This window comes from Pelagibacterium luteolum (genome assembly GCF_900100665.1).
Taxonomy (GTDB): domain Bacteria; phylum Pseudomonadota; class Alphaproteobacteria; order Rhizobiales; family Devosiaceae; genus Pelagibacterium; species Pelagibacterium luteolum.
In genome coordinates, this window is record NZ_FNCS01000022.1 from 1 (window position 1) to 26555 (window position 26555).

Annotated in this window: 21 protein-coding genes; 3 read left to right on the plus strand and 18 right to left on the minus strand. The window is 58.9% G+C overall.

What is annotated here, in order from left to right; all coding sequences use genetic code 11:
• Window positions 1-552 (plus strand): IS66 family transposase (locus tag BLR31_RS18990; protein ID WP_143009450.1); only part of this gene is annotated, 552 nt, incomplete at its 5' end.
• A gap of 123 nt (window positions 553-675) precedes the next feature.
• On the plus strand, window positions 676-1050 hold the full coding sequence (locus BLR31_RS18995; RefSeq protein WP_143009451.1) for a sensor histidine kinase: 375 nt from the start codon (window positions 676-678) through the stop codon (window positions 1048-1050).
• Between the two features lie 25 nt (window positions 1051-1075).
• On the opposite strand, the gene BLR31_RS19000 is transcribed toward BLR31_RS18995, so the two are convergent.
• From BLR31_RS19000 to BLR31_RS19060, 12 genes are all read right to left on the minus strand, one after another.
• Entirely contained in the window at window positions 1076-3103 is a 2028-nt protein-coding gene (locus BLR31_RS19000; protein WP_090599244.1) for a hypothetical protein, read from the minus strand.
• Window positions 3100-4170: a family 8 glycosyl hydrolase gene (locus tag BLR31_RS19005; RefSeq protein WP_244505142.1), complete on the minus strand. Its 1071-nt coding sequence runs from the start codon at window positions 4168-4170 to the stop codon at window positions 3100-3102. Before BLR31_RS19005 ends, BLR31_RS19000 begins: the two co-directional genes overlap by 4 nt.
• A complete protein-coding gene (locus BLR31_RS19010; protein ID WP_090599251.1) occupies window positions 4167-6629 on the minus strand; it encodes a cellulose biosynthesis cyclic di-GMP-binding regulatory protein BcsB in 2463 nt (820 codons plus the stop codon). Before BLR31_RS19010 ends, BLR31_RS19005 begins: the two co-directional genes overlap by 4 nt.
• Window positions 6626-8812, minus strand: a complete 2187-nt coding sequence (gene bcsA / locus BLR31_RS19015; RefSeq protein WP_090599255.1) for a UDP-forming cellulose synthase catalytic subunit — start codon at window positions 8810-8812, stop codon at window positions 6626-6628. The genes BLR31_RS19010 and bcsA overlap by 4 nt, the downstream gene beginning before the upstream one ends.
• 9 nt (window positions 8813-8821) lie before the next feature.
• Complete coding sequence (bcsN, locus tag BLR31_RS22210; protein WP_176762769.1) at window positions 8822-9781, minus strand: cellulose biosynthesis protein BcsN; 960 nt, start codon at window positions 9779-9781, stop codon at window positions 8822-8824.
• A gap of 212 nt (window positions 9782-9993) precedes the next feature.
• Entirely contained in the window at window positions 9994-10206 is a 213-nt protein-coding gene (locus BLR31_RS19025) for a hypothetical protein (protein ID WP_143009452.1), read from the minus strand.
• A gap of 165 nt (window positions 10207-10371) precedes the next feature.
• Window positions 10372-12825 carry a beta-glucosidase gene (locus BLR31_RS19030; protein WP_090599265.1) on the minus strand — a complete coding sequence of 818 codons (2454 nt, stop codon included), beginning with the start codon at window positions 12823-12825 and terminating at the stop codon, window positions 10372-10374.
• 115 nt (window positions 12826-12940) lie between these two features.
• Complete coding sequence (locus BLR31_RS19035) at window positions 12941-13951, minus strand: substrate-binding domain-containing protein (RefSeq protein WP_210183954.1); 1011 nt, start codon at window positions 13949-13951, stop codon at window positions 12941-12943.
• Window positions 13952-14109: 158 nt separating this feature from the next.
• Window positions 14110-14958, minus strand: a complete 849-nt coding sequence (locus BLR31_RS19040) for an ABC transporter permease (protein WP_090599380.1) — start codon at window positions 14956-14958, stop codon at window positions 14110-14112.
• A gap of 494 nt (window positions 14959-15452) precedes the next feature.
• Window positions 15453-16241, minus strand: a complete 789-nt coding sequence (locus BLR31_RS19045; RefSeq protein ID WP_090599272.1) for an MOSC domain-containing protein — start codon at window positions 16239-16241, stop codon at window positions 15453-15455.
• A 41-nt stretch (window positions 16242-16282) separates the two neighbouring features.
• A complete protein-coding gene (locus tag BLR31_RS19050; protein ID WP_090599276.1) occupies window positions 16283-17866 on the minus strand; it encodes an FAD/NAD(P)-binding protein in 1584 nt (527 codons plus the stop codon).
• A 655-nt stretch (window positions 17867-18521) separates the two neighbouring features.
• Window positions 18522-19307 (minus strand): SDR family oxidoreductase, encoded by a 786-nt coding sequence (locus BLR31_RS19060; protein WP_090599286.1) that lies wholly within the window; start codon window positions 19305-19307, stop codon window positions 18522-18524.
• Between the two features lie 279 nt (window positions 19308-19586).
• Between BLR31_RS19060 and BLR31_RS19065 the strand changes: the two genes are divergently transcribed.
• Entirely contained in the window at window positions 19587-20258 is a 672-nt protein-coding gene (locus BLR31_RS19065; protein ID WP_090599290.1) for a GntR family transcriptional regulator, read from the plus strand.
• Window positions 20259-20362: 104 nt separating this feature from the next.
• On the opposite strand, the gene BLR31_RS19070 is transcribed toward BLR31_RS19065, so the two are convergent.
• From BLR31_RS19070 to BLR31_RS19095, 6 genes are all read right to left on the minus strand, one after another.
• Entirely contained in the window at window positions 20363-21268 is a 906-nt protein-coding gene (locus BLR31_RS19070; RefSeq protein WP_090599294.1) for an NAD(P)-dependent oxidoreductase, read from the minus strand.
• Window positions 21269-21324: 56 nt separating this feature from the next.
• Window positions 21325-22824 (minus strand): tripartite tricarboxylate transporter permease, encoded by a 1500-nt coding sequence (locus BLR31_RS19075; protein ID WP_090599297.1) that lies wholly within the window; start codon window positions 22822-22824, stop codon window positions 21325-21327.
• Between the two features lie 15 nt (window positions 22825-22839).
• On the minus strand, window positions 22840-23337 hold the full coding sequence (locus BLR31_RS19080) for a tripartite tricarboxylate transporter TctB family protein (protein WP_090599300.1): 498 nt from the start codon (window positions 23335-23337) through the stop codon (window positions 22840-22842).
• Between the two features lie 60 nt (window positions 23338-23397).
• Window positions 23398-24318: a tripartite tricarboxylate transporter substrate binding protein gene (locus BLR31_RS19085; protein WP_176762770.1), complete on the minus strand. Its 921-nt coding sequence runs from the start codon at window positions 24316-24318 to the stop codon at window positions 23398-23400.
• Between the two features lie 233 nt (window positions 24319-24551).
• Window positions 24552-24923 carry a carboxymuconolactone decarboxylase family protein gene (locus tag BLR31_RS19090; protein ID WP_090599308.1) on the minus strand — a complete coding sequence of 124 codons (372 nt, stop codon included), beginning with the start codon at window positions 24921-24923 and terminating at the stop codon, window positions 24552-24554.
• Between the two features lie 11 nt (window positions 24924-24934).
• Window positions 24935-26554, minus strand: a complete 1620-nt coding sequence (locus tag BLR31_RS19095; RefSeq protein WP_090599311.1) for a GMC family oxidoreductase — start codon at window positions 26552-26554, stop codon at window positions 24935-24937.
• Window position 26555: the final 1 nt, after the last annotated feature.

Here is a 26555-nt window from a genome sequence, read left to right on the forward strand (position 1 = left end):
GAAAGGGTTCGAAAAAAGAACGGCAAGGGCGGCGCCATCTCTCCGGTTGCGCTCGAGGCGGTGCGCAGGATCGACGAGATCTTTGCCATCGAACGCGATCTTTATGGCCTGCCGCCTGATCAGCGCCTTGCCGAGCGGCAGCGGCTTTGCGCGCCACTGGTTGAGGAGCTGCATGCCTATATGATGACCGAGCGCGAAAAGCTCTCGCGTCACGCTCCTGTGGCAAAGGCCATGAACTATATGCTCGCGCGCTGGACAGGCTTTGCCGCATTCCTTGAGGATGGCCGCATATGCCTCTCGAACAACGCAGCCGAGCGGGCGCTGCGCGGAATTGCCCTTGGCAGAAAAGCGTGGCTGTTCGCTGGTTCGGACCGCGGTGCCCGCCGGGCCGCGTTCATGTACACCCTTATTGTCTCGGCCAAGCTCAACGATATCGATCCCCAGGCCTGGCTCGCCGACGTCCTCGCCCGCATTGCCGACATGCCGCAGAACCGGCTCAAAGAACTTCTTCCCTGGACCTGGGCGCCGCAGGCCATGACCAAGGCCGCCTGACCTAGCCCTAGCGACGAGCAATAGCCGCCGTGGTCCTCGCCGGAGGCTTACCACATCTATCGCACTGACCAGTTCGAGAGCGCCGAGGTTTCCGATTATCTCACCAAGCTGGTGACCGACATCGTGGCAGGGTTTGATACTCGCGCTGAAGTCACGACCGATATTGCGCCCGTTTACGTTCACCGCGATCACTTGATGCCGTTGGGGCTGATCGTGAACGAGGCGCTGTGCAACGCCATAAAATATGCCTTTCCCGATGGCCGGGCCGGCACGATTTCAGTTGCGCTCTCACGCGTCGACCCCAAGCATGCGCTGCTGAAGATCGTCGATAATGGTGTCGGGTTCGACCCAAAGATGCCGTCCGAGGGTATGGGTCGGCGGCTCGTTATCGGACTGGCGCAGCAAATCGGCGGCACGCTTGCCTACGAGGCGTGCGAAAAGGGATCGTTGCTGTCGCTCGAATTTCCAATCGAGCCGGCGGCTGCAGACGAGAAGTGAAACTCCACCGCCCGACCGACGTAGCCTAGCGCCGGAGCATGCCGCGGGCGGCCTCAAGGCCGGCAGCGGCATCGCGATACCCCGTTGCCGCTACGGCCTCGAAAATCTGTGCCGCCTCGACGTAACGGCGTAAGTGGAAATATGACCACGCGCGCAACACTAGCAGATCGTTTTGCTCGGCGGCATAGAGTGACCGCTCGTCAAGCGCCATGAGCGCGCGACGGTAGTCGCCGGCGTCATAGGCCGATGTCGCGGTCAAAGTGAGGATCGAGGTCTGGAGCTCAACGATCCGCGACCGTGGTTGAGGTGCGGCGGCCGCGGAGACCGCAGCGTTTTCGGCAAGGCCCATGCGAATATAGGCCAGCGACTGACCATAAGCGGCGTCGGTCCGGACCGATTGTGAACCAGACTGCAGTGCGCGTCCGAAGGCTTCAGCAGCCTCGGCGCCCCGCAAAAGGTCGAGCAGGCACCATCCGCGATTGAGGGCGTCGTTGGCGGAAAGACTCGCGGGGGGCAGATAGGATGAACAGCCCCGGTAATTGACGGTGATGGCGGTCGGAGCAGATGGCGCTGATGTCGGGGTCGTCGTCGCAACAGGCCGCGCCTGCTGGGCGGGTGCGGTCGACGCCTGTACGATTTGGGCAGGGCGTGCAGGGGGCGTGGGCGCCACTTCGGCGGTGGTTCGCGCAGGCGCCGTGATCACCGCAGCGGCGGTGCCGAAATCAGCGATCCGTTGCGACCGTGCACCCCATTGCGATTTAATCGACGCAACCGTATCGGTTTCTCCGAGGCTGTCGCTGGAGACCAGCAGGCCGTAAGCGGCGGGTTCGTGTTCGGGGTCCCAGCCGAGTGCCGTGGTAAACCAGGCCTGGGCCGTGCGCGGCTGGTCGAAATCATAGGCAAACCAACCTAGTTCCTCCGCCACCGGGACGCTGCGGGCTTCCGATGCCGTGGCAACGATACGGGCCAGAATGTCGTCATCGAGTTCGATACGCGGGATCTGCGCCAGAAGCGCCGCGGCGGCGGAGAGATATACGGTCTGGAGTTCCGGGGTGTCCTCTGCGTAGGGGAAAAGGACATCTTCGGCATCCTCGAAGCGTTCGAGATCTACAAGCGTGACGCCCAGGCCGTTGGCCGAAAGGGCTGAGGGATCGGCTTCACTGGCCCGCTCAAACCAGTCCAGCGCATCCGCGCTGCGGTTCTGGCTGCGCGCATACCATCCGAGAAGGCGCAAATCGTCGGCGGGCCCATCCGCAAGCGCACTGGCCTCAAGCTCGGCGACGACATCGGAATCTGCCGACTGCGCCCGGCCGGCCAGGACGCCCAAAATGGTTTCGCGGGCCAGATCGAGACGGAGCGAGGCGAACTCGCCCGACCCGTTGACGCCGCGCTCAAGCGCCAAAAGGGGCGCGAGCTGTTCAGGAGTCAGCCGTTCGCTCGCCTGCTGAAGCGTGGCGAACCGCTCCTGCGGGTTATCGCAATTGGTGAGCACATAGCTGTAGGCGTCGATGCCGCGCTGGGTGACGTCGGTCGTGATAAACGCATCGGCCAGCCGCCAGAGCAGATCGACGCTGTCGCAGGTTAGAAGGCTGGGATTTTCAGCGGCGATCGATATGACGGTTTCGTACTGGCCGACATCGGACGCATTGCGCAGGCGTACACCAGCCTCGCCTTGCGCGAGACTGGTCAGCATATCCTCGGTGGGCTGCCAGCCGGGCTCGGCATCCTGCTTTTCAGCGATGGCGGCACGGGCGCCGGCAAAATCGCCCTGGCCATAGAGCTCCCAGATTCGCTCGATCATCGGGTCGGCGGCGAAATCGTCTTCGAGGAGATTGGTGGGCGGGGTCCAATCGGGGAACAGCGCGCGCAGGCGGGCTATCTCGGCATCGACGCGGCGCTGGTCGCCTTCGCGGGCGAAGTAGCGCAGTGCGGTTTCATCGACCACGGTCGACTGCGCGACGACGAACGGCTCCGACTGGGCGATAGCGAACGGCGTCGGGGCGGCAAAGGCAAGCGTGGCCAGGCAGAGGGTGGAAAACCGTCTCAAGATCATGACGCTACCCCCTGTGGGCTGGCCGGGGTGGGAAGACAATCGCGATGCTCGCGCCGCAGATAGTCGAGGGTGAGCAACTGCAGGGTGGCTGCATAATAGGTCGTGGGCGCGAATGTGGCGAGGTCGGCGGGAATGGCGGTACCCTCAAGGATGCAGGCCGTAGCGGCGCCCATCAGGCGATAGCCCGGCTCCGACATGATTTCGAGGCGTTCGCCCGTCGTAACATCGATGCGCGCCGGGGCGAAGTCGGCGTCGAAAATCTGCGCTGTCTGAGCGAGGATTTCACCCGTATGGCCGGCGCGCATGAGATAGAGCGGAATGCGAATGTTGTTGTAGCCAAATTCGGGCGGAAAGCCCTCGGCGGGTATGGCTTCGTCGCCGGCCAACGCCATCCAGTCGGCGGGAATCGCGCCGTCGGCGGTGAGACGGTCGATCAGATCCAAGCCACCGGCGCCGACCTCGGCCCAGCCCAGGTTCGGGACGAGACGGTCGAGCAGTGGGAAGGCTTCAAATACCCAGTATGACGGGTTGACCACCGGTCCATCTGGGCGGTCCTCGGCCGAAAAACCGATAACGCCGGGGCTGATCAGGCTCGCGCCGTCATGCTCGAAGATGGCACTCTGCGCGAGGGTGCGGGCAATCGACCCCGCCTGTAACAGCTTTTCCGCGTCGTCCCAGCCCTCGCCTGCACGTGCAAGGGCGTAGGCGATGAGGAGGTCGCCATCGGACGCGTTGTTGATATCGGTGACCGATGGCGTCGCGTCGGGCGACCACATCCAGGCCGAAAGCCCGTCATCGCGGATCATGAGTTCGGTGCGCGTAAAGCTCCAGATGCGCTCGAAGGTGGCGCGATCATTGGCGAGATAGGCGAGCAGCAGCCCATAGCCCTGCCCTTCGCTGTGGCTGATATTGCCGTTGGCCGTATCGATGACGCGTCCCTCGGCGGAGACAAAAGCGTCGCGATAGGCCTGCCATTCGGGCTGAGTGATGGTGGGACCCGTGGAGTCCTGTGCCGGGGCGGTGGCGGAGAGCATGGCGATCATGATGGCTGTCGCAAGAAATCTCACTTGCGCCCTCCCCGGTCGTTGAGCAGGAGCGACGTGGCGAGGGTCAAAAGGACCGCAACGCCGCCCAGCGCCAGCGCGTAGGCCAGAACATTGGTCGAGAGCCAATTGGCAGCGACGAGCCGTAGATTGGTCAGCGACCATGGCTGGGTGGCGATCATGTGCACCTGGCGTGGCTGCAGGATCAGTGGTTCTGCATCGTTCGGACCGATGGCGGTCACGCGGCCATCGATACTCTGCCAGATTTCTGGCGTCACGAGCCGATCGACAGCAGCCTCGAAACCATCGGCGTCGGGGATGGTCAGAAAGGTCCACAATCCGCCCTCGGGCTGCATGGCCTGGCTGAGGATTGCCGCTTCGGGAGCCTGCGGCACGTAGGCGCCATCGGCGCGGCGCAGCAGCCAGAAATTTTCGGGCCGCAGGTCGAAACGGTCGGCCACCCAGGACTGGACACGGTCCCATATATTTTCACTGCTGCCGCTTGCTGAGCGGCGCCACTCGTCGAGCGCGGAGTCGACGTCTCCGCTGGCCGCGAAATCGATGCTGGCCGGATCCACGATACGCCCGCGCGCCAACATGGCGGCATCCAACTGGTCCATCGGCGCAACGACGACCGCGGGACGGGTCGGGTCGAGCGCTTCGGGGGCAACGCGGGCGAATTGTACCGTACGCCCGGATGACAGCGCCATGTTGGCGGCGATGAGCATAGCGGAACGCATCGAGGCCTCGTCCGACCCGACGACTATATCGACCACTGCATCGTCGGCGTAAGGCGCCCCTGCCCCGGCGAATTTGCCGAGATCGGGCAGTCGCGCCATGCGTCCGAAATCGGGGAACGCCAGCCGTGAACCCGACGAGAACAGGAAACGATCCTGTGCGCGTCCAACCGAACCCGGCAGACACAATTCATCCTCGCGCGTCAGGAGGATGATCTCCACATGGAGTTGATTGATGCCCGGGCGGAAATTAGTCATCGGAATGCGCAGCCGCGAATTGCGGAAGGTGCCGCCATCAGTCCGCAGGACGGGGAAGACGGCAGCGATCTGGCCGTTGACGTAAACGTCGAGCTGGCTGCCGGGCAGCACTGCTGCGCTGTAGGCCGCATCGAGGATCAGTTCGGCCTCGCTATACATCTCGGCATAGAAATCCCATGGCAGCGCGAACCGCATATCGGTGGTGTAGCGGCGGCCGTTGAACTGAACGGTGTCGACGCCGAGGTCATCGAGCGGGATGGTTTGGCGGCCCTCGACCATTGGTATCGAAGAGGGAATATCCACACGCATGGCGCCGAGATTGTCGGTCACGCCCTCGCCATGCAGCGAGGCGATGGCGACACCGATGCTGGCCCAGTCGGGGCCACTCACCAAAATGGTGTTCGGCGCATCGCTTTCAGGCAGGACGGCGACGAGCGGTCCGCTGGCGGCACGATCGGCAAGGCCCTGCGCAGCTTCGGGAAGCTCGCCGGCCGTGGCAAGGATGGCGGTGATCGTCCCGCTGGACGTGTCCTCGCCCAACGCCTCGATCAACTCGATATCGACCGAGGCCGCGCGCATGGCGAGCGCGAGGGACTGGACAAGTCCGAGGGCAGCGCTGCTCGCCTCGGGCGATACCATATCGGGCATCATGAGGCGTATATGCGACGCGCCATCCTGCGCCATGCCGATGGCCGGGAGATCGGAAATCATCGATATCTGATCGAGAGCGGGGTCGGCAAAGCGAAGCCGGGTCTGTGGACCGTAAATGTCGGTCCATAACTCGTAAGTCGATCCCACCGAACAGTCGGTTCGATGGCGTTGGGACGCATCGAACACGATGCGGTTGGCACCAGCGACGAGAATACCCTCTGGAACATCCGCCTGCAGGGGCGTTGGTTCCGAAGCAAAGCCGATCGGTGTCGACAACACGTTGGTTCCATTGATCGAAACGCCGAGGTTGGAACTCTCCGGCGCAACGAGAATGGCGTTGAGCAGGCCGAGATCGAGGGTGGCAGGCGCCGCGGCTTGAGCCTCGGTGAGGTAGAGATCGAACGCCCTCGTGCTCGCTTCGCCTTCGAGGCGAATGCCATCGCCCGGCAGAATGAACCGGTCGAGGGCGAGCGGCTCTACGGTTTCCGCAGGTTCGACGGCGTCCGGCTCGGCGGGCACAGGGTCGACAGGCGGGGCATCGACGGTTTCGGGCAGGGCTTCCGGTGTCGGCTCGCTCGGCTGCTCGGGAACCGGCGTGGGGATCGGTGCGGGTTGGGGTTCGGGCTCCTGTGCAGCGGGTGGCGGCGCTGGCGCCACGATCGGAGCGGCGGGCTCCTCTTCCACGACAACCGGCGCGGGGGCCGGCGCTTGCGGCATCGGCGCGGGCGTACGGCGCTGGGTGATTTCGGGCGACATGTCGAATGGCGCGATCTGCGCGCCGGCGGGTACGGGCACGGCCAGAATGGCGACCGTGGCGAAAAGGACGCGCACGCTCATGATGAGGGCTCCTCGGCGGCGCCCGGCTTGGTCGGCCGGCTGGTGCGTGCGAGATAGCCCAGTCCACGGAAAGTCTGGTAAAACGCGATGGCGATGAACTGCAGCGTGCCCATGATAATGCCGATATTGACCTGCCGTGCCGCCTGTCTGTCTTTCCAGAGCGCCGAGTTGGCATAAAGAAGGTCGGCGATCAGGCGATAGTCGTTGGGGCGATCATTGATAAAACGGCAGCCTAGGATGGCGGATTTTCCGGCTGTCTGGACGTTACGGACGTAGATCCCCAAAGCGTTGTCGGGAATGTCCGACATGGGCGTGAACCGGACGAAGGTCGGGACGTCCCGAACCACGCCACGCATATTGGCGGGAACCGTGATGCCCAGCCCACCGCTCGAAACATTGACGATCGTGCCCTTGATCCAGTTGCCCTCGGCATCCTGGAACTCGCAGCGGCGATTGACCGGCACCCGTCGACTGGCCCGCGCTTCGCGCCGCTCGGCAACGACGCCGAGTGCACAGCCGGCGATGATGAGGTTGAGCAGATTCCAGCCCCCGACCACCAAGGTGATTTCCGCGCGGTAGGGCTCGGTAACAAGCTTGTAAACCGTGAACCCCACACCAACCAGAAGCAGGAGAAAGATGAAAAAGAACGGTCTCGCGATTTCTGAAAGTCGGGATTCGTCGATCGACTCGTCCTTCGCCGTCACGTTGAACGTGGGCTTGCTCGGGTTGCGCAGAACGGCGAAAAGCGCCGGCAGCAGGTGGACGGACTGCACATACTCGTAGAGTTCTGAAATCCACGGCCAGCGCCAGCGGCCATAGAGCGAGTTCTGCATGACCAGATTGACCAGCACATAGGTGAGCGTATAGGCGGCGAACTCACCGCCCGAAGCGGTAAAAATCTGCAGATCGAAGAAGAGATAGCAGAAGGGCGCGAGAAGAAAGGCGACCCGGGTAAACGGGAAGAGCCAGAACATCGTGCTGGACATGTAGCAAAGGCGCTGACCGAGGGTCAGGCCGCGCTTGAGCAGCGGAAAGCTGAACAGCATGATCTGCATCATGCCCTGTGCCCAGCGCGTACGCTGGCCGATAAAGCTGGCGAAGGTCGCGGGCTGGAGACCTGCGATCAGCGGCTTGTCGATATAAAGGCTGTTCCACTTCTTGGCGTGGAGATCGATCGCGGTCTCACAATCCTCGGTGATCGAGCGCCCGGAGAACCCATTGGCTTCCTGCAGCGCGCGGCGGCTGAGCAACGCCGCCGAACCGCAAAAGAACGACGCGTTCCATTTGTCGAGGCCGCGCTGGACGAGAGAATAGAACATCTCGTTTTCGCTGGGCATGCGCTCGAACGTACGCAGATTGCGCTCCAGCGGATCGGGATTGAGAAAAAAGTGCGGCGTCTGGACGAGAAAGAGGCGGTCGTCCTCGCCGAAATAGGGGACGGTTTCCTGCAGGAAGTCGCGGGCCGGCGCGTGGTCGGCGTCGAAGACCGCGACGAGATCACCGGTCGAATGAGCAAGCCCGTTGTTGAGATTGCCGGCCTTGGCGTGTTCGTTCCGCTCGCGGGTGAGGTAATTGACCCCGAGTTCGGCACACAGGGCGTTCAGGTTGTTGTAACGGTCGAGCGCTGCCTGGGCTGCGTCGGGATTGGGATCGCTCCGCTTTTGCACGGTGCCACCATCGTCGAGCAGCCAGACGGTCATCTTGCCTTCGGGGTAATCGATGGCCTTGGCCGCGGCGAGCGTGCCGGCGAGAAGCTCGTAGTCTTCGTTATAGGTGGGGACGAAGACGTCGACGGCGGGAACCGGCAGGGCGGGATCGAGGCGACGCGATTTGCGCGGCGGCACGGGAGACGACACCACGAACAGGCTGAGCGCCAGCATAAGGATGCAGTACATCTCGGCCAGATACAGCAAGAGGCCGGGAATAAAGTCGGCCCATTGCTCGACGGGTGGCAACGTGCTGGTCGTGCGCCAGAAGGCGTAGCGCAGGACGATGGCCGTGCCGAGCGCCAGAAGCATCAACCGCCAGAAACCTCCGAGACGCAGGGTCTTGATAGCCATCATACCCGCCAGGAAGAGGACGGCGCTGACCAGGTGGGCTTGCAGGCTGATGGGAAGCGAGATGATGGCGAGCAGTGCGACAACGCATAGCGCCCAGATCAATCCGCTGGCTATTCGCGTCATGGTCCGCTCCTAATTGCTGCTCGATGGTGGAAGCGGAACCGTGACGCTGCCGCCGCCGGTGCCTTGCCCGCCGCCCGAACCCGACGGCAGCGGGACGATGGGACCGCTAGGCTGGGGCTCGACGATGGCCACAGGCGTGGCCGGCTGGGGCGCGGGCGCAGGCTGAACCGGGCGCGGCGCGGGCGTCGGCGTGGGATTGGGTCCCGCCACCAGCGCCGGAGCTTCGGCCGAGGTGGGCAGGATGGGCGCACCTGCCGCACCGATCCTGGGAGACGCGCGCCAAGGCTCGAACACCGGATCGCGCAGGCGCATCTGATACATCAGGTTGAGCAACCGCTCTTCACCCGCCGCGCGGTCGCACACCTGCAGCCTTATGGCAACCGAACCACGCGAGATATTGCCGGACGGCGACAGGCCGGGTGCGATGCGCTGCCAGCCGTAAATGCAGACATCGGCGCTCGCGGCGCGCCCTACGGCGTAGCCGAAGGGTCCATAGGCATTCTGGGCGTAATAAGGGGATACTTCCATATTGGCGTCGGGCCACGCCGCGCGCGCCTCGGCGAGGAGGTCCGCATCGAGCAGCGAGGCATCCTGCAGCTCACCGAAGGTTCCATCGCCACCGCGACCGGAGAACCGGGTGATCGTGAACTTATTCTCGCCGCGTGTGCGCGCGTCGGTTGCAAGCGTAATCGACTGGCGAGTGGCGTTGGCGAAATTGGTTTCAACGACCGACACGAGGCCCGGACCACCGGGCGGCGGGAAGATCATCGCCTGAGCGAGCGGCACCGACTGGGCGGTTCTGGCCGTCTCAGGTGCGCTGGTCGACGTGCAGGCCGCAAGCGAAAGCGCCAGAATGGCGGACGCGACGGAGCCGGCAAGTCTGCCTCGGCCGGATCTGAAATGGCTGGGACGGGTTGCGCTCCGTCCGCATATCGGGGTTTCCCTGTGACCGGAATTCCACAACAGCATACAGGGGCCCACCATCGTCAATCAGTACCATCCGCCCTACCCGCAGCACCGCTGACAGGACATCGGCCAACCGCTACCCCAAAAAGCGAACGACCGATTCACGTGCAGACTATAGCAGCGAAATCAACGCGGCCAGCCAGCGAAGACTACTGATTTAACGACAAATTAACAGCGAGGCACCAAACGCCAGCGATTTGATGCGGGCTGTTACTTTATTGCACTGTATTTATGACCCAGACGAGGGCGGAAACGATGATGCACAGCGAAATCGCCACTTCAATGCCGGTCGGCCGGTAAGGCGCATGTTCGCCTTCGCGCCTGGCGCGCTTTTCGAGTTTCTCGAGACTGCCCACGATCCAGAATCCTCCCAATTGCCGGATCTCAGACGTTTCAGACACAAAATCAGACTTGATCATTGCGCTCATTCTTGAGCTCCAAAAATTCTTCTGGAGCGATTTGATCGAACTGCCGCGCGCGGTAAAGCGGAAGCCGCAAACACGCTTGCGGCCCCCTGAATCGATAGGCGCAGATTCTCCAACGCATTTTAATCAAGTGTTCAGAGATGGCCGAAAACCACCGCGGATCGGGGATTAGGGCCTGCGTTCGAGCGCCGTTTGGCGGGTGATTTTCCCTTCAGCTACACTCGACTGGGCGTCCGTGCCGATGGAGACGCGGTAGTTGCCGGGCGTAATCGCCCATGCGCCGCGAGACATTTCGAAATAGGCAAAGGCTCGGGCATCGAGCGACAGGGTGACAGTACGGGATTCGCCGGGCGCGAGTCCGAGCTTGGCGAAACCCTTCAGCTCTTTCTCGGGACGCTCGACGGGCGGGGCTTCTGGATGGACGTAGAGCTGGATGACCGTCGACCCCGCGCGCGGGCCCGTGTTGGTGACCGTGACAGAGACGTCGACGCTGCCTTCGGTTTCGAACGCCGTATCGTCAATACTGAAGTCGGAGAAGGCAAATGTCGAATAGGACAGGCCGAAGCCGAAGGGAAACAACGGGGCTATGACGTGTCGGTCGTAATGCCGATAGCCGATGAACACGCCTTCGCGGTATTCCACCTCGCCATCCTGGCCGGGATAGACTTTTGGGTCCTGGCTGTGTGCCGGGTTGTCGGACCATTTGACCGGAAAGCTTTGCGGCAGGCGGCCACCGGGCTCGGCAAGCCCGAGCAAAACATCGGCGATGGCGTTGCCAGCTTCCTGGCCGGGATACCAAGCCTGCACCACGCCGGCGACTGCGTCCAGCCAAGGCATTTCGACCGGGCCACCGGTCTGGAGAACCACGACGGTGTTTGGATTGGCAGCTGCGACGGCGGCAACCAGTTCGTCCTGGCGGCCGGGGAGCGTTATGGATTCAAGGTCACTGCCTTCGGTGTCCCACTCGCCATTGCGGCCGACAAAGACGAGGGCGACATCGGCATCGCGCGCTATGGCGACCGCCTCTTCGATTGCCGTGCCGCCCAACGGCGCTGAGATTCCCATGCGGAACGCGGCGATGCCGAGGGTCGAATGCGCCTTGGTGGCAAATTCGATAGTGATGTCGGCAGGCTGGCCGGCAACCAGATCGACCTCGCCAATGACCTCGTCGCAGCCATCCTCAAAAAACGTGCGGCCCTTGTTCCAATGCGTCCACGCGTCGGACACCAGCTTTCCGTTTACGTAAACTCTGGAGTAACCCGCTGAAAATACACCGACTCTGTGAATGCCGGAGGTTGTGGGAACAAATTGGCCAGTGAGACGGGCCGAGAAATGGTTGGGCGCGACCTTCCCATTGGCAATGCGACCGATCCAGAACGCCTGCGCCTCGTCTTGGGTCGCGGTATGAACCGGCTCGCCCGAAAGCGTGTCGTTGTCGAAGTAGGCGACCTGAAAAGGTGTTTCGAGCAGCGGTTCGAAGCGGGTGTTCGTGCAGCCGATGGCGTAGGTCAAAACCCCCTCGCCGCGCGCCGCGACCGAGCCCTCCCACGGGCTGACGCGATAGTGGGGATTGAGCTGAGCGCTGCCGCCGCCCATGATCTGCGCGGCTTTGGCATTGGGGCCGATGACGGCGATCTTCTGGTCGCCGGACAACGGCAGGATACCGTCGTTCTTGAGCAGCACCATAGCCTCGGCGCCAGCCTTTCGGATCAGGGCACGATGTTCGGGGCGATCGTCGGCGGTCTCCTTATGCTCACGATGATCGTCAAGCGCACCGGTGCGCTCCATGACGGTGAGGATGGCGCGAGCGCGCTCGCGAATAGTTTCGGGCGCGACCTCGCCCGCGTCGACCGCTGCGAGGAGCTTTTCGCCCCGGTCGCGGGTGGGGCCGGGCATTTCGAGATCGAGCCCGGCATTGACGGTCTCGGCGGTCGAATGCGAGCCGAACCAGTCGGACATCACAACCCCGTCAAAGCCCCATTGCTGGCGCAGCACATCGGTCATCAGCCATTTATGTTCGGACGCGAAGGTGCCGTTGACGCGGTTATAGGCCGTCATCACGCCCCATGTGCCGGCCTTTTTGACGGCATATTCGAAGGGGATGAGATAGACTTCGCGCAGCGTCCGCTCATCGATCTTCGAGGACATTGTGGTCCGCTCGATCTCGGATTCATTGCCGGCGAAATGCTTGATGGTGGCGGCGATCCCCTGCCCTTGCAGCCCGGTGACATAAGCCGCGGCCAACTGTCCGCCCAGAACAGGGTCTTCCGAGTAACACTCGAAATTGCGGCCATTGGTGACCGAGCGGTGGATGTTGACCGTGGGCGCGAGAAGCATGTGTGCGCCCTTGGACTTGGTCTCTTCGGCCAGCGCCTTGCCGATCTGTTCGACGAGGTCGACATTCCATGTGGCGCCGAGGGCGATGCCGACCGGGAAACTCGCCGATTTGACCCCACCGATCAGCGACCCGCCGCCGCGCGCGCCATTGGGGCCGTCGGTGACGCGGAGCTTGCCGATACCGAGCCGTTCGATGGCAGGCAGTGACCAGAAATCCTCGCCCGAAAGGAGCGAAACCTGCTCGGCCAGCGTCATCTGGTCCAAAAGCGTATCGATGCGGCTCATTGTGCCTCCCATGGTTTTGCGATGGTTTGCGTATTCGGGATGCGGTTGCAAGCCATGCCGCGACAAAAAAGCGGGCACCGAAGCGCCCGCCAAGTTTTCCTTAGGAGGAGGAAGCTTATTGCACGCCGCCCCAAGCCTGGGGGTAGTTCGGCATCTCTTCGCAACCGCACATCGCGTAGTGGAGCGGCGGCATGCTAGCGTCGATGAAGTTATTGAGGGTTTCCTGGGTGATGGCCGGCTGCGGCAAGACCCATTCCGGACCCGGCACGGGTTCGCCTGCGAGGATGCGGACGGCGGCGATGATCGGGGTGCGCCACTGGTAGGTCGGATAGGTGGGGGCGATCGCGGTCATGTCGAGGTCGTTCCATTTCTGGAGGAAGTCCTGCTGGTCTTCACCCACGAAGACCGGGATGTCGTAGCCGCCATCTTCAAAAGCTTCCACGGCAGCAACTGCAGTCGCACCGGCATCCATCCACACGGCATCGATTGTGCCGCGCTGCAGATAGTCTTCAACGATGGATTTCGTGTTTGCGTTGTCGCCATCGGTGAACTCGGCACCAACGACGTTGAGGCCGGCTTCATCGAGGATACGGCGGCCCGCCGAATAGCGGGTTTCGAGCACGTCGACGCCCGGCAGAATGCGCAGCATCAGCACGTTCGCGCCTTCGTCGACATTGTCGGCGATGAACTGGGCGCCCTGAATGCCGAAGCCATAGCCACCAACGGGGTGGATGAAGGTGACGGGGCAGTCTGTCTCGACGCCACGATCAAAGACGATGACGGGAAGCTGCTCGCATGCGTCTTCCACGGCGGGGGTCAGCGCTGCAGTGGTATTTGGCGAAACGATCAGGATATCGCAATTGCCGCCGGCCAGAAGGTCGGCAATGTCGGCGATCTGCTTGTCATCGGAGCCTTCGGCGTCAACATGGATGAATTCGCCGATCTCTTCGTGAAGAGCGACTTCCTCGGTCATGTTGGTGTAGCCGACGACGCGCCAGGGATTGTTGACGCCGGCATTCGAGAAACAGACCGTGTGTGGGCCTTCCGAGGCGAACTCAGTGGTATCGGCCATTTCATCGACCAGATACTGCTCCCAGGGCATGCCCTCCGGGCCCATGGGCGCCATGGTCAACTGCTCCATCTGGCGCTGGAATTCTTCGGGATCGTCGAAGTTTTGTGCCTAGGCAAAGCCCGCACCGCCGAGCACCATGCCCGTGGCCAACGCGTAGGCTAGTATCTTTTTCATCGTGGTTTCCTCCCTTTCGATGAAGGCTGCATGACGGGCTATTGCCCGGTTCGTTTGCGGCGGTACATGGCAAGCGCCACCGCCGCGATGAGAATGAGCCCCTGGACGACCTGCCGAACGGGCTGCGGCAATCCGAGGAAATTCAGCAGTGTGAAAATCGCCGTGAGCGTTAGGGCGCCGGCAATGGTGGCCGGCACCGAGCCGCGTCCACCCAAAAGCATGGCGCCGCCGAGAACTGCCGCGGTGATGGCCTGAAGTTCATAGCCGGTGCCGACATCGGTCGAGACCCCGGCAAAACCGCCAAGCAGAATGCCTGTGACCACGGCACTCAGTGACGAGATGATAAACGCCGTGATGCGGACGCGATTGACCGGGACGCCGGCCAGTTGAGCGGCGTGTGGATTGTCGCCGATGGCGTGGATCATGCGGCCGAGATTGGTGCGATGCATGAGCCAATAGAGAATGAACCCAACGACCACGAGCATGATCAGCGCGACGGGCAGCATGCGGATCAGGGGGACGTCCATGATGTTGACGCGACCGAAGAACCGGAACGTATCGGGCAGATAGCCGCGCGGCGCACCGCCAGACCAGAGGAAAACGAAGCCGTTGAGCGTAATCATCATGCCCAGCGTCGCGATTAGCGAAGGCACTTTGAGGTAGCAGACGACGAGCCCGTTGATCAGTCCCACGCAGAGGCCGATGCCAAACATGACGGAAATAACCCACCACGTGGCGTTGGGATCGTTGTTGGAAAGCATCGACGAGCCGACGACGACCAACGTGATCAGCGACCCCACCGAGAGATCGAAGCCGCCCGAGACGATGACATAGACCTGACCCGCCGCAAGGATCGCGAGAGGCGCTGCGCGCTTTAAAAAGTTCATGTAGCCCGTCGGTTCGACGAAGGCCGTCGCGGCCTGAGGATGTTCAGGGCCGCTGCGGTGGCAAATCCGGTACAAGTGCCCTCATTCCCCTGATCGAGGATCAGCAATCCCGCGCGCGGGAAGACAGTGCTGTCGAGTTGAATAAGGGGCGGCTCATAGTAGCGATCCCTCAGATCAGGAAAGTCCCGGACTGCCGTTAACCTGCGCTGATCTCCGGCCGCGTCAATCTCACTGCCTGGCATTGCTTAGCCCCTGAAGGACGATCCGCATTTTGATTGGTACCATACAATACATTGACGCCTGACTGTGCACAATCTGGCGCATGACACGCATTTAACAGAAATCTTCACTTCCAGATGACTGCGACATACTCAGCTGTTCTGAAAAATATAGCGACGAAATGCATGAATGCCTTGTCGGCCCGCACCCTCATTTCACCCGCAGCGGTTTATAGTGCACCTTGGGACGGAGCATGCTGCCTCATATCGCTTAACTCAGGTAAGCTCGACATCATGCCGCACGGACATGCCCACACGCAGATATGTGCCATGTGCGGTGCAATAGGTGCCGAACGACGCTGGACGTGCAGCCGGGCGTTCGCGGCTCATGCGTCCCAAAAGCTTTAGCGGCTGTTTGCCTCGAGTGCCGTCTTTGGTGCTGATGTTGGGGAGTTCGCACCGAACGCAAGGCTCCCGGAGGGAAAGCGATGCCCCGTCAAACTGGAGCTGTGTTACCTCTTCTTCGGCAAAGGCTGCATGTGTGCCGGCGAGGACAATGTTGGGCCGAAAACGCTCGACCTCTACACTTGCCTCGCCAAGTGCTGCCAGACGCAGGTTAAGGGCAGACAGGGAGACGCTGGAAACCACGTGGATAGGGTAGAGCCCTCCCCACTGGTGAGCCTCCCTGCCGACGCGAGCGAGGCGACATTCGGCTCCCAATTGTTCCGTCAGCCACTCAGCAACGGCGTCGCCCTGATCCACGCCTGAAAGATAATAGCCCTCTTGCTGAACCGTAACATGCGGGCCGATTGCATCCCTAGGCTGTGTCCGGACTGAGCCGTCATGACCGCGCAGGACCAGATCGGCTCCTTCAAGACGCGCCGAGAGCAGTGTCATGCGCGGGATATCGCCCTGCCAGAGCGCACTGCCATCCGGTCGCGTGACGACCCATTCCCGGTCCCCCACGAGCGACCCACTCGACGTAATCTCCGCTTCGTCGATCGCCATCCCGCCTAGCGACTTAACCGGATAAATAAAGATGTCCTGGATGCTGAATGTCGTCATGCCGATCCATTCTCGAGGCGCTCGCCGCCTCTTAACTTACCTCATATCGCCGCCGCCACCACCTCGGCCGCTTCCGAGCAGGCGACAAGGCCCTGCGCGAATGGATAGCGCTCCATCATCACGGGGATGGAGATGCAAAATATGTCTGCGTCCGATCGGTCCTCGAGGCGAAGTCTGAACTGATCCCCTTCGCGTTCGCTGTTCTTTCGCTTGAACGGATCGCTGGTCGCGAGCACCTTATCGAGTTGGCTGAAGCCCAGCTCCGATATTGAAGCAGCGCTTTGGCCCCGGGCATCGATAAAGGTGCCGAAACTCTCCTCCCTGCCGTTTGCCACGAGCGTAAAGGAGCCCGCCCCATAGCGGATCGTGCCGTCTTCACCCAAAGCAACGATGTCGAGGCAGCCAGCGCGATGTAGCGCAAGGAGGCGCCTGATGGATAGATGGGGCACACAGCCATAGGCGTCAGCGAACGCGGGCGCGAGATGCCGCCTGAACCGCTTGAGATCGCGCTGATCGAAGAAGGGAACGATTTCCCCGAAAACTTCATGAGCCCGCATCATAGTATAACGCCACATGACGATGCGCCGGTCGCGATAGTCCCGCTCGGATTGGGCAAGGTTTTCCGCGACGGCGTCAAAACCCTGCCGCGTCTTGCGCATGGCAAAATACGCTTTGGCAAAACCTTCGGGCGTGAACCGTTTTAAACCGAGACTCTCAACGAAATCGGCATCATCAGAAACCAGCTGCTGCTTGAAGAGCTTGAAGACCTTGGCCAACAGTCCCGTTTGCCCCTTCTCTCGAAGCAACTCGAGACGGGCCGGAGTAAAGATCATCAACGGCTCTTCAGGGATGGGATAAAAGAAGTCGGAGTCCGGGACAGTGCCCTTCCGCGAAGCCATGACAAGCCGAAGCTTTTGCTTTGACGAGGGCTTGTAGGACAGCGCCTCATCCTCGCCGACGAAATCGCCATAGCGCGTTGCAAGGCCGACAGCGGCGTCGATGGCGCTGAGCGATGATCCGAGGATAAGTGCCGCACGATCTTCGCCCACCTGGAGCTCTTGAACGGGATAAGGCGAGCGGAAGAGCCTAGGCAAGGGTTCGGGCCGGTCAAAATCGGTACGATGGCCTGTGGCCATGATCACCGTGTCGAAGCGGCGGCGCGCACTATTTTTGCCGCGTTCGATGAAGACCGTGAACCCTTCCCCATCGGGCTTGACGTCCAGAACGCGGGTTTCCGTCTCGATCTGGATGGTCTGTCCGGGCGCAGAGGATTGAACCAAGCGCTTCAGCTGATCGCTGTAGTAGGCGCCGATCAGAACCCGCGGATAGAAGTCGCGATCATTCACGTTCTCGCGGACTATGCCGAACCGCTTGAGCAAACGAGCATCAGCGGAGCGCACCCAATCTGAGAGCGAGACGAGGACCGGAGGAATTTCCACTGAGGTAATGTTTGCCAGCATATCCGGGGTGTTGTGGTCTTCCGAATATGGGAGCCCGCAGCCGGCCACGCGGCCCGCTTCAAATATGGTTATGTGCAGCCCAGCTGCCTTTTGCAGAAGATTTTTGACCGTATACACAGCGGTAGGCCCGCCGCCTACTATGGCGATCCGCTTGGTTTTCAACATCGTGAGATACCCAGTGCTCCAACGTCCCGTGCCGAGCGCGACGCGTCGTACGCATGATTGCCCAGTGCGAACGCCCAACCCACGCCCTCGTTCCTATGCCCGCTGGCGAATTGTGTGTGACGGGCGCGCTGCATGCTGAGCACTCAGCAACGCTAACGACCCACCATGTCATAAAGCACGCTGGATTGTGCTCGCAGAGTCAAGAAAGGTCAGCGCTCTGCGCCGAAGAACAGGGAGATGGAGCGGGTGAAGGGAATCGAACCCTCGTCGTAAGCTTGGGAGAGCTATATCCGTTGCTTGGCAAGAAGATAATTGTATCACATTGTTTGTCGCACGTTGTAACGCAAAACACTAACTGCCTCGGTGGCTTTTCCTCCGAGCAATTCAACTCCCGGGCGATCTTGGTCTTGAACCCGGGCGAGTGCTGCATGCGTTTCGACGTCTCTAGGCTCCGTCTCGTTGAAGACTGGCAGACAGCAATCCGTAGCTTACGTCAGTGTCCCATTTTCGGGGATCAGCTCAGTACGCAAGCAAACTGGTCCGGGGTAATTCTCAAAATTGCCCCCCCCGAAAAGCAAAGCTGCAACATCTTAGCGTAGACAAAAATGCTACGATATTTAGACAGTCACCCGGCCAATTGAAGGGGACTAAGTGCCTAGACACTACGAATCAGGCCACCATCGACCCGAATCTGAGTGCCCGTGACATAGCTCGCACGCTCACTCACCAAAAATGCTACCATGTTGGCAAACTCCTCTCGTTCTCCATACCGGCCGATAGGAATAGTGGCTTTCGATGAGTTGACGATATCCTCCAGCGCCCTTCCGAGCCTCCGAGCATTCGCAGCATCAATTTGTCGAAGCCGATCGGTTGCAATCCGACCAGGCAAGACCGAGTTCACTGTGACTCCATCGCCTGCCACTTCGGCAGCCAGTGTCTTAGCGTAGCCGATAAGCGCTGACCGGAGGGCATTGGACATCCCTAGCCCCACGACTGGCTGCTGAACTCCCGAGGACACGATATTAAGAATTCGCCCCCATGCCCGCGTACGCATGGCAGGCACGACATGGCGAGTCAGCGCGAACACCGAGCCAATCATCTCTTCGAAACTTCTGCTCCATTCGTGGCCCTCCACTTCCAGAACAGAGCCAGGCCTTGGGCCCCCGCCGTTGGCGACAAATATGTCGACATCCGTTTCGCCTGCGGGACCAAGTACCCCAAGGGCATTCTCGATACTCTCTCGATCGGCGAGATCGGCCAGCAGTATCGACGAGCCGTTTTCGTCCGACAATTCCTTCGCCAGCTGTTGCAAGCGATCCACATTTCGGCCACCCAAGATGACATGCGCACCTTCGGCATGAAGCTGGCGCGCCACAGCACCGCCCAATCCCCCTGTAGCGCCCATAACCAACGCCTTTTTGCCGTTCAAGCCGAGATCCATCTTCGCTCTCTCCCCCCACCCACAAGGTCGACATCGCAGGCTAACCTTCGCCTCAATGGCCCTCTAGGTACGTTACGCTCTTCGACAGTTAGTAGCGCACCTCCGTCCAGCCGCACATTCAATGGCCGAACTTCGCGCGACGATATCGTCCTTCCATCGCGCCGTGCCGCCACCGCGAACAGCACCAACACAGCACAGCACAGCACACACATATATACTATCTTGTATTCAATTTTGTATATGCTACCTTAGAATGAGGTTTTATGCGAGAGGACGGAAATGAAAACCGATGGTGAACACACCAATGCGGCCACAAAGTCAGGTCAAATTGCCGAACTCCTTCAAGAGAGAATTGCGAGCCAGATAATTGGACAAGGCACTCGGCTTCAAGAAGCCGAACTGGCCGCTGAGTTTTCATCTTCACGCACTGTCATAAGGGAAGCACTCGGTTCCCTGGAACAACGAGGACTAATTACACGGATACCCAACAGGGGCGCCATAGTAAAAAAGCTCGAGGTTGATGAAGTCGAAGAAATCTTTGAAGTTCGCGAATGGCTAGAAGCAATGCTCACCTATCGAGCTACGCTTAACGCCCCGGACGGCCACTGGCAGGCTTTTCACGGTATTTTCGATTTTGAACTCAAAAATCGCATAGCAAGTGGAGACATAAAATCCTACAATGACTGTTTGGAGCAGTTAAGGACTGAGACTCTAATCCAGTCACGCAATAAAATTGCTGTGCAATATGTTAACTTAATTCTTGACCGCGCTAGAGTTATAAAGAACAGAATCACTCTTCTGCCTGGACGAGCCGAAGCTGGCCGGCAGATGCATGTCAGGATGCTGGAGTTCATGAATGAGCGAGATGCTGAAGGTGCCCAAGCGGTAAAGCGGGAGATCATTCGTTCGGCCCGCGCTCTATTTCAAAAATACCGTTCGCTCATCCTATGAACCAAGGTTCCTGCAGACCGACGAACGATTGCTCCTCTTGAAAGCAATGGCCCCTGGAATATCCTCGGCTCATAAGGTCAAACTGCGAAGCGGCTACTCCAGTTTCAGGCGGGATGAAAGTTCGGAGCTGAATTTTTCCTGCCGTCTGATCTAAATATTTCTCTGATAGTAGTAATGTCTTCGTCATTGAGTCCGTATTCTGTTGCATATGAATAGAGGGAAGCGAAAAATCGAGCTGGAGACTTTTCATAGGATGTCTCATTAGATAATTCGGCTGCCAACGAAAGGTCTTTCGCCGCCAGCGATAATCTAAAGAGGACGCTTTCGCGACTATTGCTCTGCAACCGGCTCGCGTGTTGTTCCAATGTTGCACTGCGCGCATTACCCGACATCAATGCTTGGACTAGCGGGCTGAATTCTACACTGTTGCGCTCGGCGAGCTCAAGCACCTCCGCAAGTAATGCAAGATGACCTAGGCTGAGAAGATTGTTAAGGGCCTTAACCGTGTGGCCCGCACCTAGCTTGCCAACGCGTGTGAAAGTATCCCCCATCGCCGACAGAACCGGCATGGCACGCGTGATGACTTCACTTTCACCCCCTATAAAAAAAGATAAAGTTCCTGACTTGGCACCGGATACGCCTCGGACAACCGGCGCGTCGATGAATCCAACTTCTCTTTGAGCCAAGCGTTTCCCGATTAATCGAGTCGCAGCAGGAAGGCTGGTGGAGCAGTCGACTACAATGCTGCTTGCCGCCATCGCCCGTCCTAGCCCCGAATCTCCCTCTATGACTGCCGAGACTTCTCGAGTGCCGGGTAGCATTAGTACTGCCAAATCGCTGCCTTGTGCGCATTCCGACAATGAACCCGTTTCATTCGCACCCGCCCTAATTAGCTCTTCAGCACCTGCTCGTCCGCGGCTAGCGAGAATACTCACGGAATGTCCAGCGCGCAGCAGATTGAGAGCCATCGGCGCACCCATACGGCCAGTTCCTATAAAGGCGACTTTCATACAACAAACTCCATCCCGAAAGAGTTATTACCTCAACAATCTCAAATGCGCTGACTTCAGCTTATCGAGGCCAATGATCGTCTCCGATTACGCAAGCTGCTGAGTAATGACCAACCGACAACGCTGAGCGTGATTGCGAAGAGCGCGACGGTTATTGGCTTGGAGACGAAAATGTCCCAGTTGCCATTGGAAACGACGAGTGCTTGGCGAAAACTTTCCTCCATGCGCCCCCCAAGAACTAGGCCGAGAAGAATTGGGGCAAGGGGAAAACCACCGGACCGCAAAAGCCAACCCGCTACGCCTAAAGCCAGCATAACCCACACATCGAAGAAACTATTGTTGGTGCTATAGACCCCAGCCACGCTCACTACCAATATGGCAGCGGCAAGAAAAGGAAACGGGATCATAAGTATCCTAGCCCAAATTCCCACTAGAGGAAGATTCAGCACTACGAGCAGAACGTTCGCAAGATACAAACTTGCGATCAGCGTCCAAAAGAGCTCTGGTTGTTGCGCCACGAAAAGTGGTCCGGGCTGAATGCCTTGGATGATGAGTGCGCCCAATATTATCGCTGCTGGCGGGCTCCCGGGTATACCCAAGCTAAGAAGGGGAACCAGCGAGCCCGCAGCTGCCGCATTATTGGCGCTTTCTGGCGCTGCCACACCGCTCAGCGAGCCTTCGCCGATCGCTTGCTTGTTGCGTGAGAATCGCTTTTCTAGCCCATACGCCGCGAAGGCCGCCGGAGCAGACCCTGCACCAGGAAGCACACCAATTAGAAAACCCAACGGCGTCCCTCGCAGCATCGACGGAATGCAAGACAGAAGTTCATTAAATGTTGGCAGAAGACGGCCGATTTTAGTCACTATTACTCCGGACATCTTTTGTTGCGCATTAATGAGGACCTCGCTAATTGCGAACAAGCCCATCGCTACTGGAACTAGACCAAGACCGGAGTAAAGTTCGGGAAAGCCAAACGTCATTCTCGAGGCTCCGGACACTGGATCTGAGCCGGGTATTGTCAACAGCAATCCAAAAGTGGCCATACAAAGAGCCTTGACGATCGAACCTGTTCCCAATGCGGATACCAGCACCAGACCTAATATCAAAAGCGCAAGCGTTTCGGTGGGACCAAACTGTAGCGCAAACGGCACGATGGTTTCGCTGAACAGCATCAGACCCAATGTACCGACCGTCCCACCCACGAAGGATGCAATTGCGGCTATGGCAAGAGCGGTCCCCGCTCTGCCACTCTTGGCTAGCTTATTGCCGTCTAGTGTTGTTGCGGCAGCACCCGGATCGCCGGGGATGTTCAGCAATATCGCCGAAATGGAATTGCCGTATTGGGTTCCATAAAAGATACCGCAGAGCATTATCAGTGCTTGGGCCGACGAAAGGGTGTAAGTGAGAGGTAAAAGCAGTGCCATACCTGCTAATGGTCCAAGCCCCGGCAGTACGCCAATTAGCGTTCCTAAAGTAACGCCGAGCAGGCAATATGCGAGGACACTTATATCTAGCAAGGCCGCAAAGCCGTCAAGTAAACCGAAGGTGCTTACCATTTTCCTGTCCGTCCTTTATAACGGGAGCGGGACCCCTAGAAGGATATAGAATATCACGTAGGCGAAACCTGTAATGACCGCTGAAAACAGTAACAGCGACCATTTGCGCCACGAGAAAATCAGCGCAATCGCCGTTACGAAAAAAAACGTCGAAACAACATATCCAATGCTTCTCATAATCGGGACATAGGACACTAACAACGTTATTATCAGTAAGGGATCTACGAGATTTCTGAATTTTGGTACATTTGCAGTCTGTTTATTCTCTGAGGCTGCGGTTCTCGCCAGCGTGAGTTGTTCGAATATACTGATCGCCGCGAATACGGTCATTGAGCCACCGAACAGCAATGCGGCAAAGCCCGCACCGGGTCTCTGCATACTTCCTACGCCGAGCGAGAGCGCTTCCGTCACGACAAAGATTCCGAGAGTGACCACTCCCAGCGCAACGCTCAGTTCCGGAACTGACGAAACCAGACGACCGAGACGTGGACCTATTCTGTTTTCACGCGCCATCTTTTCCTCGTGGCTAAGAACGGGCCAATGACTGAGTCAATGGCCCGCCCGCTCCAGTAGCTACTCGTTGCTGGCAAGTATTTCGCCAAACAGTTCGAATTGCTCGTCTAAGAAGGCTATTGCGTCATCGCCAGCCAAAGCCATGTGGCCAAAGGCGAATTCATCGAGAAAGTCCATGTATTCTTCATCCTGAGCGGCGGCAAAGAAAGCGTCGCGGAGTATCTCGAGTTCTTCCGAAGGAAGCCCTTTGGGCGCAAGGACAACTCTAAACGCGCCCACGGGCGGAAAGTCGGTAGTGATACCGGCCTCATCATAGGTCGGAACATCCGGAATTTGAGCCATGCGTTCAGATGATCCAACAGCCAGCACTCGCACGGTTCCTGCATTCAGATGAGAATAAACTTCACCTAGGCTAACTCCGACAGACTCCACATGGTCGCCCAGAAGGGAAGTCACAGCTTCGGCCGCCCCACCTGGAAATGGCACAATATTCAGATCGAGACCCGACTGCTCTTCAAAAACACGAGCAGCGACGTGCCAAGCCCCTTGCGGAGGCGTTGTACCGATAGTTAGCTGGCCAGGATTATTCTTCGCCCGCTCCACATAATCCTCGATCGTCTGCAATTCAGAGTCTGCTGCGACCGTAATGACGGGCGGATCGAAGTTGATAAGTCCAACTACGTCGAAATCTTCGTGAGACAAATCAGCGATGCCCAGGTGTTGTGCTGTAGCGATTGGGGTGGCAGCGGTCACAAGCGTGTAGCCGTCAGGTGCAGAGCGCATTGCCTCCATCATCCCAGGAATAGAGCCCCCCCCGGGCCGATTCTCTGGTACAATCGATACCCCGAGACCGTCCTCAGCGGCCATTGAAGCACGACGAGCCGCTTGATCGGTACCACCGCCAGCAGCAAACGGAATAATCATCGTTATTTCGTGCTCAGGAAAGCTCTGCGCACTAGCTGATTGGGCGGCGACGATCATTGTGCACCCTACCGCCACTGCGATCAAACCTCTGGCGGGACGCAGTCCCCGTGTAATTTGCATATACATTGTATTCTCCTCCTTCTCAGTGTGAAGATACTCCTGGGATCCGGCGCGTGTCGTCAGGTCAAGAGCCCTCCTTACGAAACTCATTCTAACAGAAAAAACCTTTTTGTGAACTTATCGCGATACATTTTTGCATACAATTTAATTTTTCCCACCTCCCGCTTAGGCTAGTCAGCATTCTTGCCAATTTCCTCAACAAGAATTGGCACACCGACGTTGAACGCATGTATGCCGATGAGCGACGATAGCTGGAGGCACTCCACGATCTCCTCGCGTGTCGCCCCAACTTTGAGTGCATTTTGAATGTGGCGCCGGACACCTGGCTCATACATGTGTGTAGTAGATGCGTTAACCGCGATGAGTATTAGTTCCTTTACCTTATTGGGCAGGGGGCCCCTGGCCTGCGGCACCGAACGAAAATTAAGATAGGCCTCAAGAAAATCGGGGTCGATTTCCCTGAACGTGTCCCATAGATTATTCCAGTCCCCACTTTTGCGGTGTTCATCTGTTTTCGGGTAATTTTCTTTTGAACCGGCCATTAACTTTTACCTCACTTTGCGTCTTTGAGGATCATATCTGCTCCCTTTTCTCCAACCATGATTGCCGCAGCATTTGTGTTGGAGGAGGGTATTGTGGGAAATACAGAAGCATCTACTACCCGTAGATTTGTGACCCCCCGGACTCGCAGGTTTTGATCGACAACTCCATCCCCATTGGCCCCCATTCGGCAGCTTCCTACCGTGTGCCAGGCTGTCTGGCCTGTTTGCTTGGCATACTTCAGCAGCATGTCATCGCTTTCTGTTGGCAGATCAGGAGTAGTTTCCTTGACGATGACGCGTTGCATGGTAGGATTTTCGGCGATGCGGCGCACCATTCGAAGGATACGTACTGCTGTCTTAGTGTCCTCCGGATGATCAAAATAGTTGGGATCTATCGCTGGCAAAACCATGGGATCTGGATTCTTTATGTGGACGCTTCCTCTGGACTTGGGACTGAGTTGAAATCCACCAATGGTAAATCCTGAGAAAGCATCAATGCCCGCTCCCGGCGTTCTTGAGTAGCGGTCCTTTCCGCTGATCTGATAGAGACGAATCATCACGTCAGGAGCATCTAGATCGCCATCCGATCTCGCAATCGCGTGTGCCGTGGATGAGGTACCAGCCAAAAGGCCTCGACGGAAAAGGAGATACTGTAAACCTGACTTAACTTTCACATCGATGCGACGCATTAGGTCGTTGATTGTCCGGTCAATCCGGCTGTGATAGGTGCGCCGAACTTGCAGATGGTCGCTGAGGTTCTCGCCCACCTGATCGTTCTCCACCAACGGCTCTATTCCATGCTCGGCCAGGAGTGCACCACCGCCGATTCCTGACAGCTCGAGCAGATGTGGGGACATAATCGCCCCACCGCAGAGAATGACCTCGCATCTTGCTTCGGCGAACTTTTCTGCGCCACGGGCACGGTATTGAACGCCGGCTGCGCGTCGTCCTTCAAAAATCACTTTGGTAGCTTGACATTCGGTCATGACGCTGAGGTTTTTCCTCCGCCGCCTTCCACTCAAGTACGCAACTGAAGTTGAGCATCGGCGACCATTGTAGGCGGTTTGCTCTAGATACCTAACTCCCTCGTAACTACCAGCATTATAGTCCTCGGTTTCAGGTATCCCGGCATCCAAACATCCTGCGATGAACGCGTCAGAAATTTTATCGGGATCACGATGCTTCAGATCGGAGATGCGCACAGGCCCGTCGCTCCCCCTTGTTCCGTTCGAGGAATAGGGGTTGTTTTCTAACTTTCTGAAATAGGGCAATACATCATCGAACGACCAACCCGTCAGGCCTTCCTCTGCCCAGCTGTCAAATTGATTGGGGTCGCCCCATATGTACGCCATTCCGTTTATCGAGCTTGATCCACCAAGCACTCGACCTCGGGGACTGTAGATCTTCTGATTAGCCAGGTTTTTCTGAGGCTCACTGTAATATGGCCAGACGTATCTGTGATTGCTGAGCAGATTACCCACACCAAGCGGTATGTGGAACCATACGTTTTTGTCTTCTTCTCCCGCTTCAAGCAGGAGAACTGAGTATCGGCCACTTTCGCTTAGCCGTGCCGCAACAGTGGCACCCGCCGATCCGGCCCCCACGACAATAAAATCGAAGCTGTCGACCATG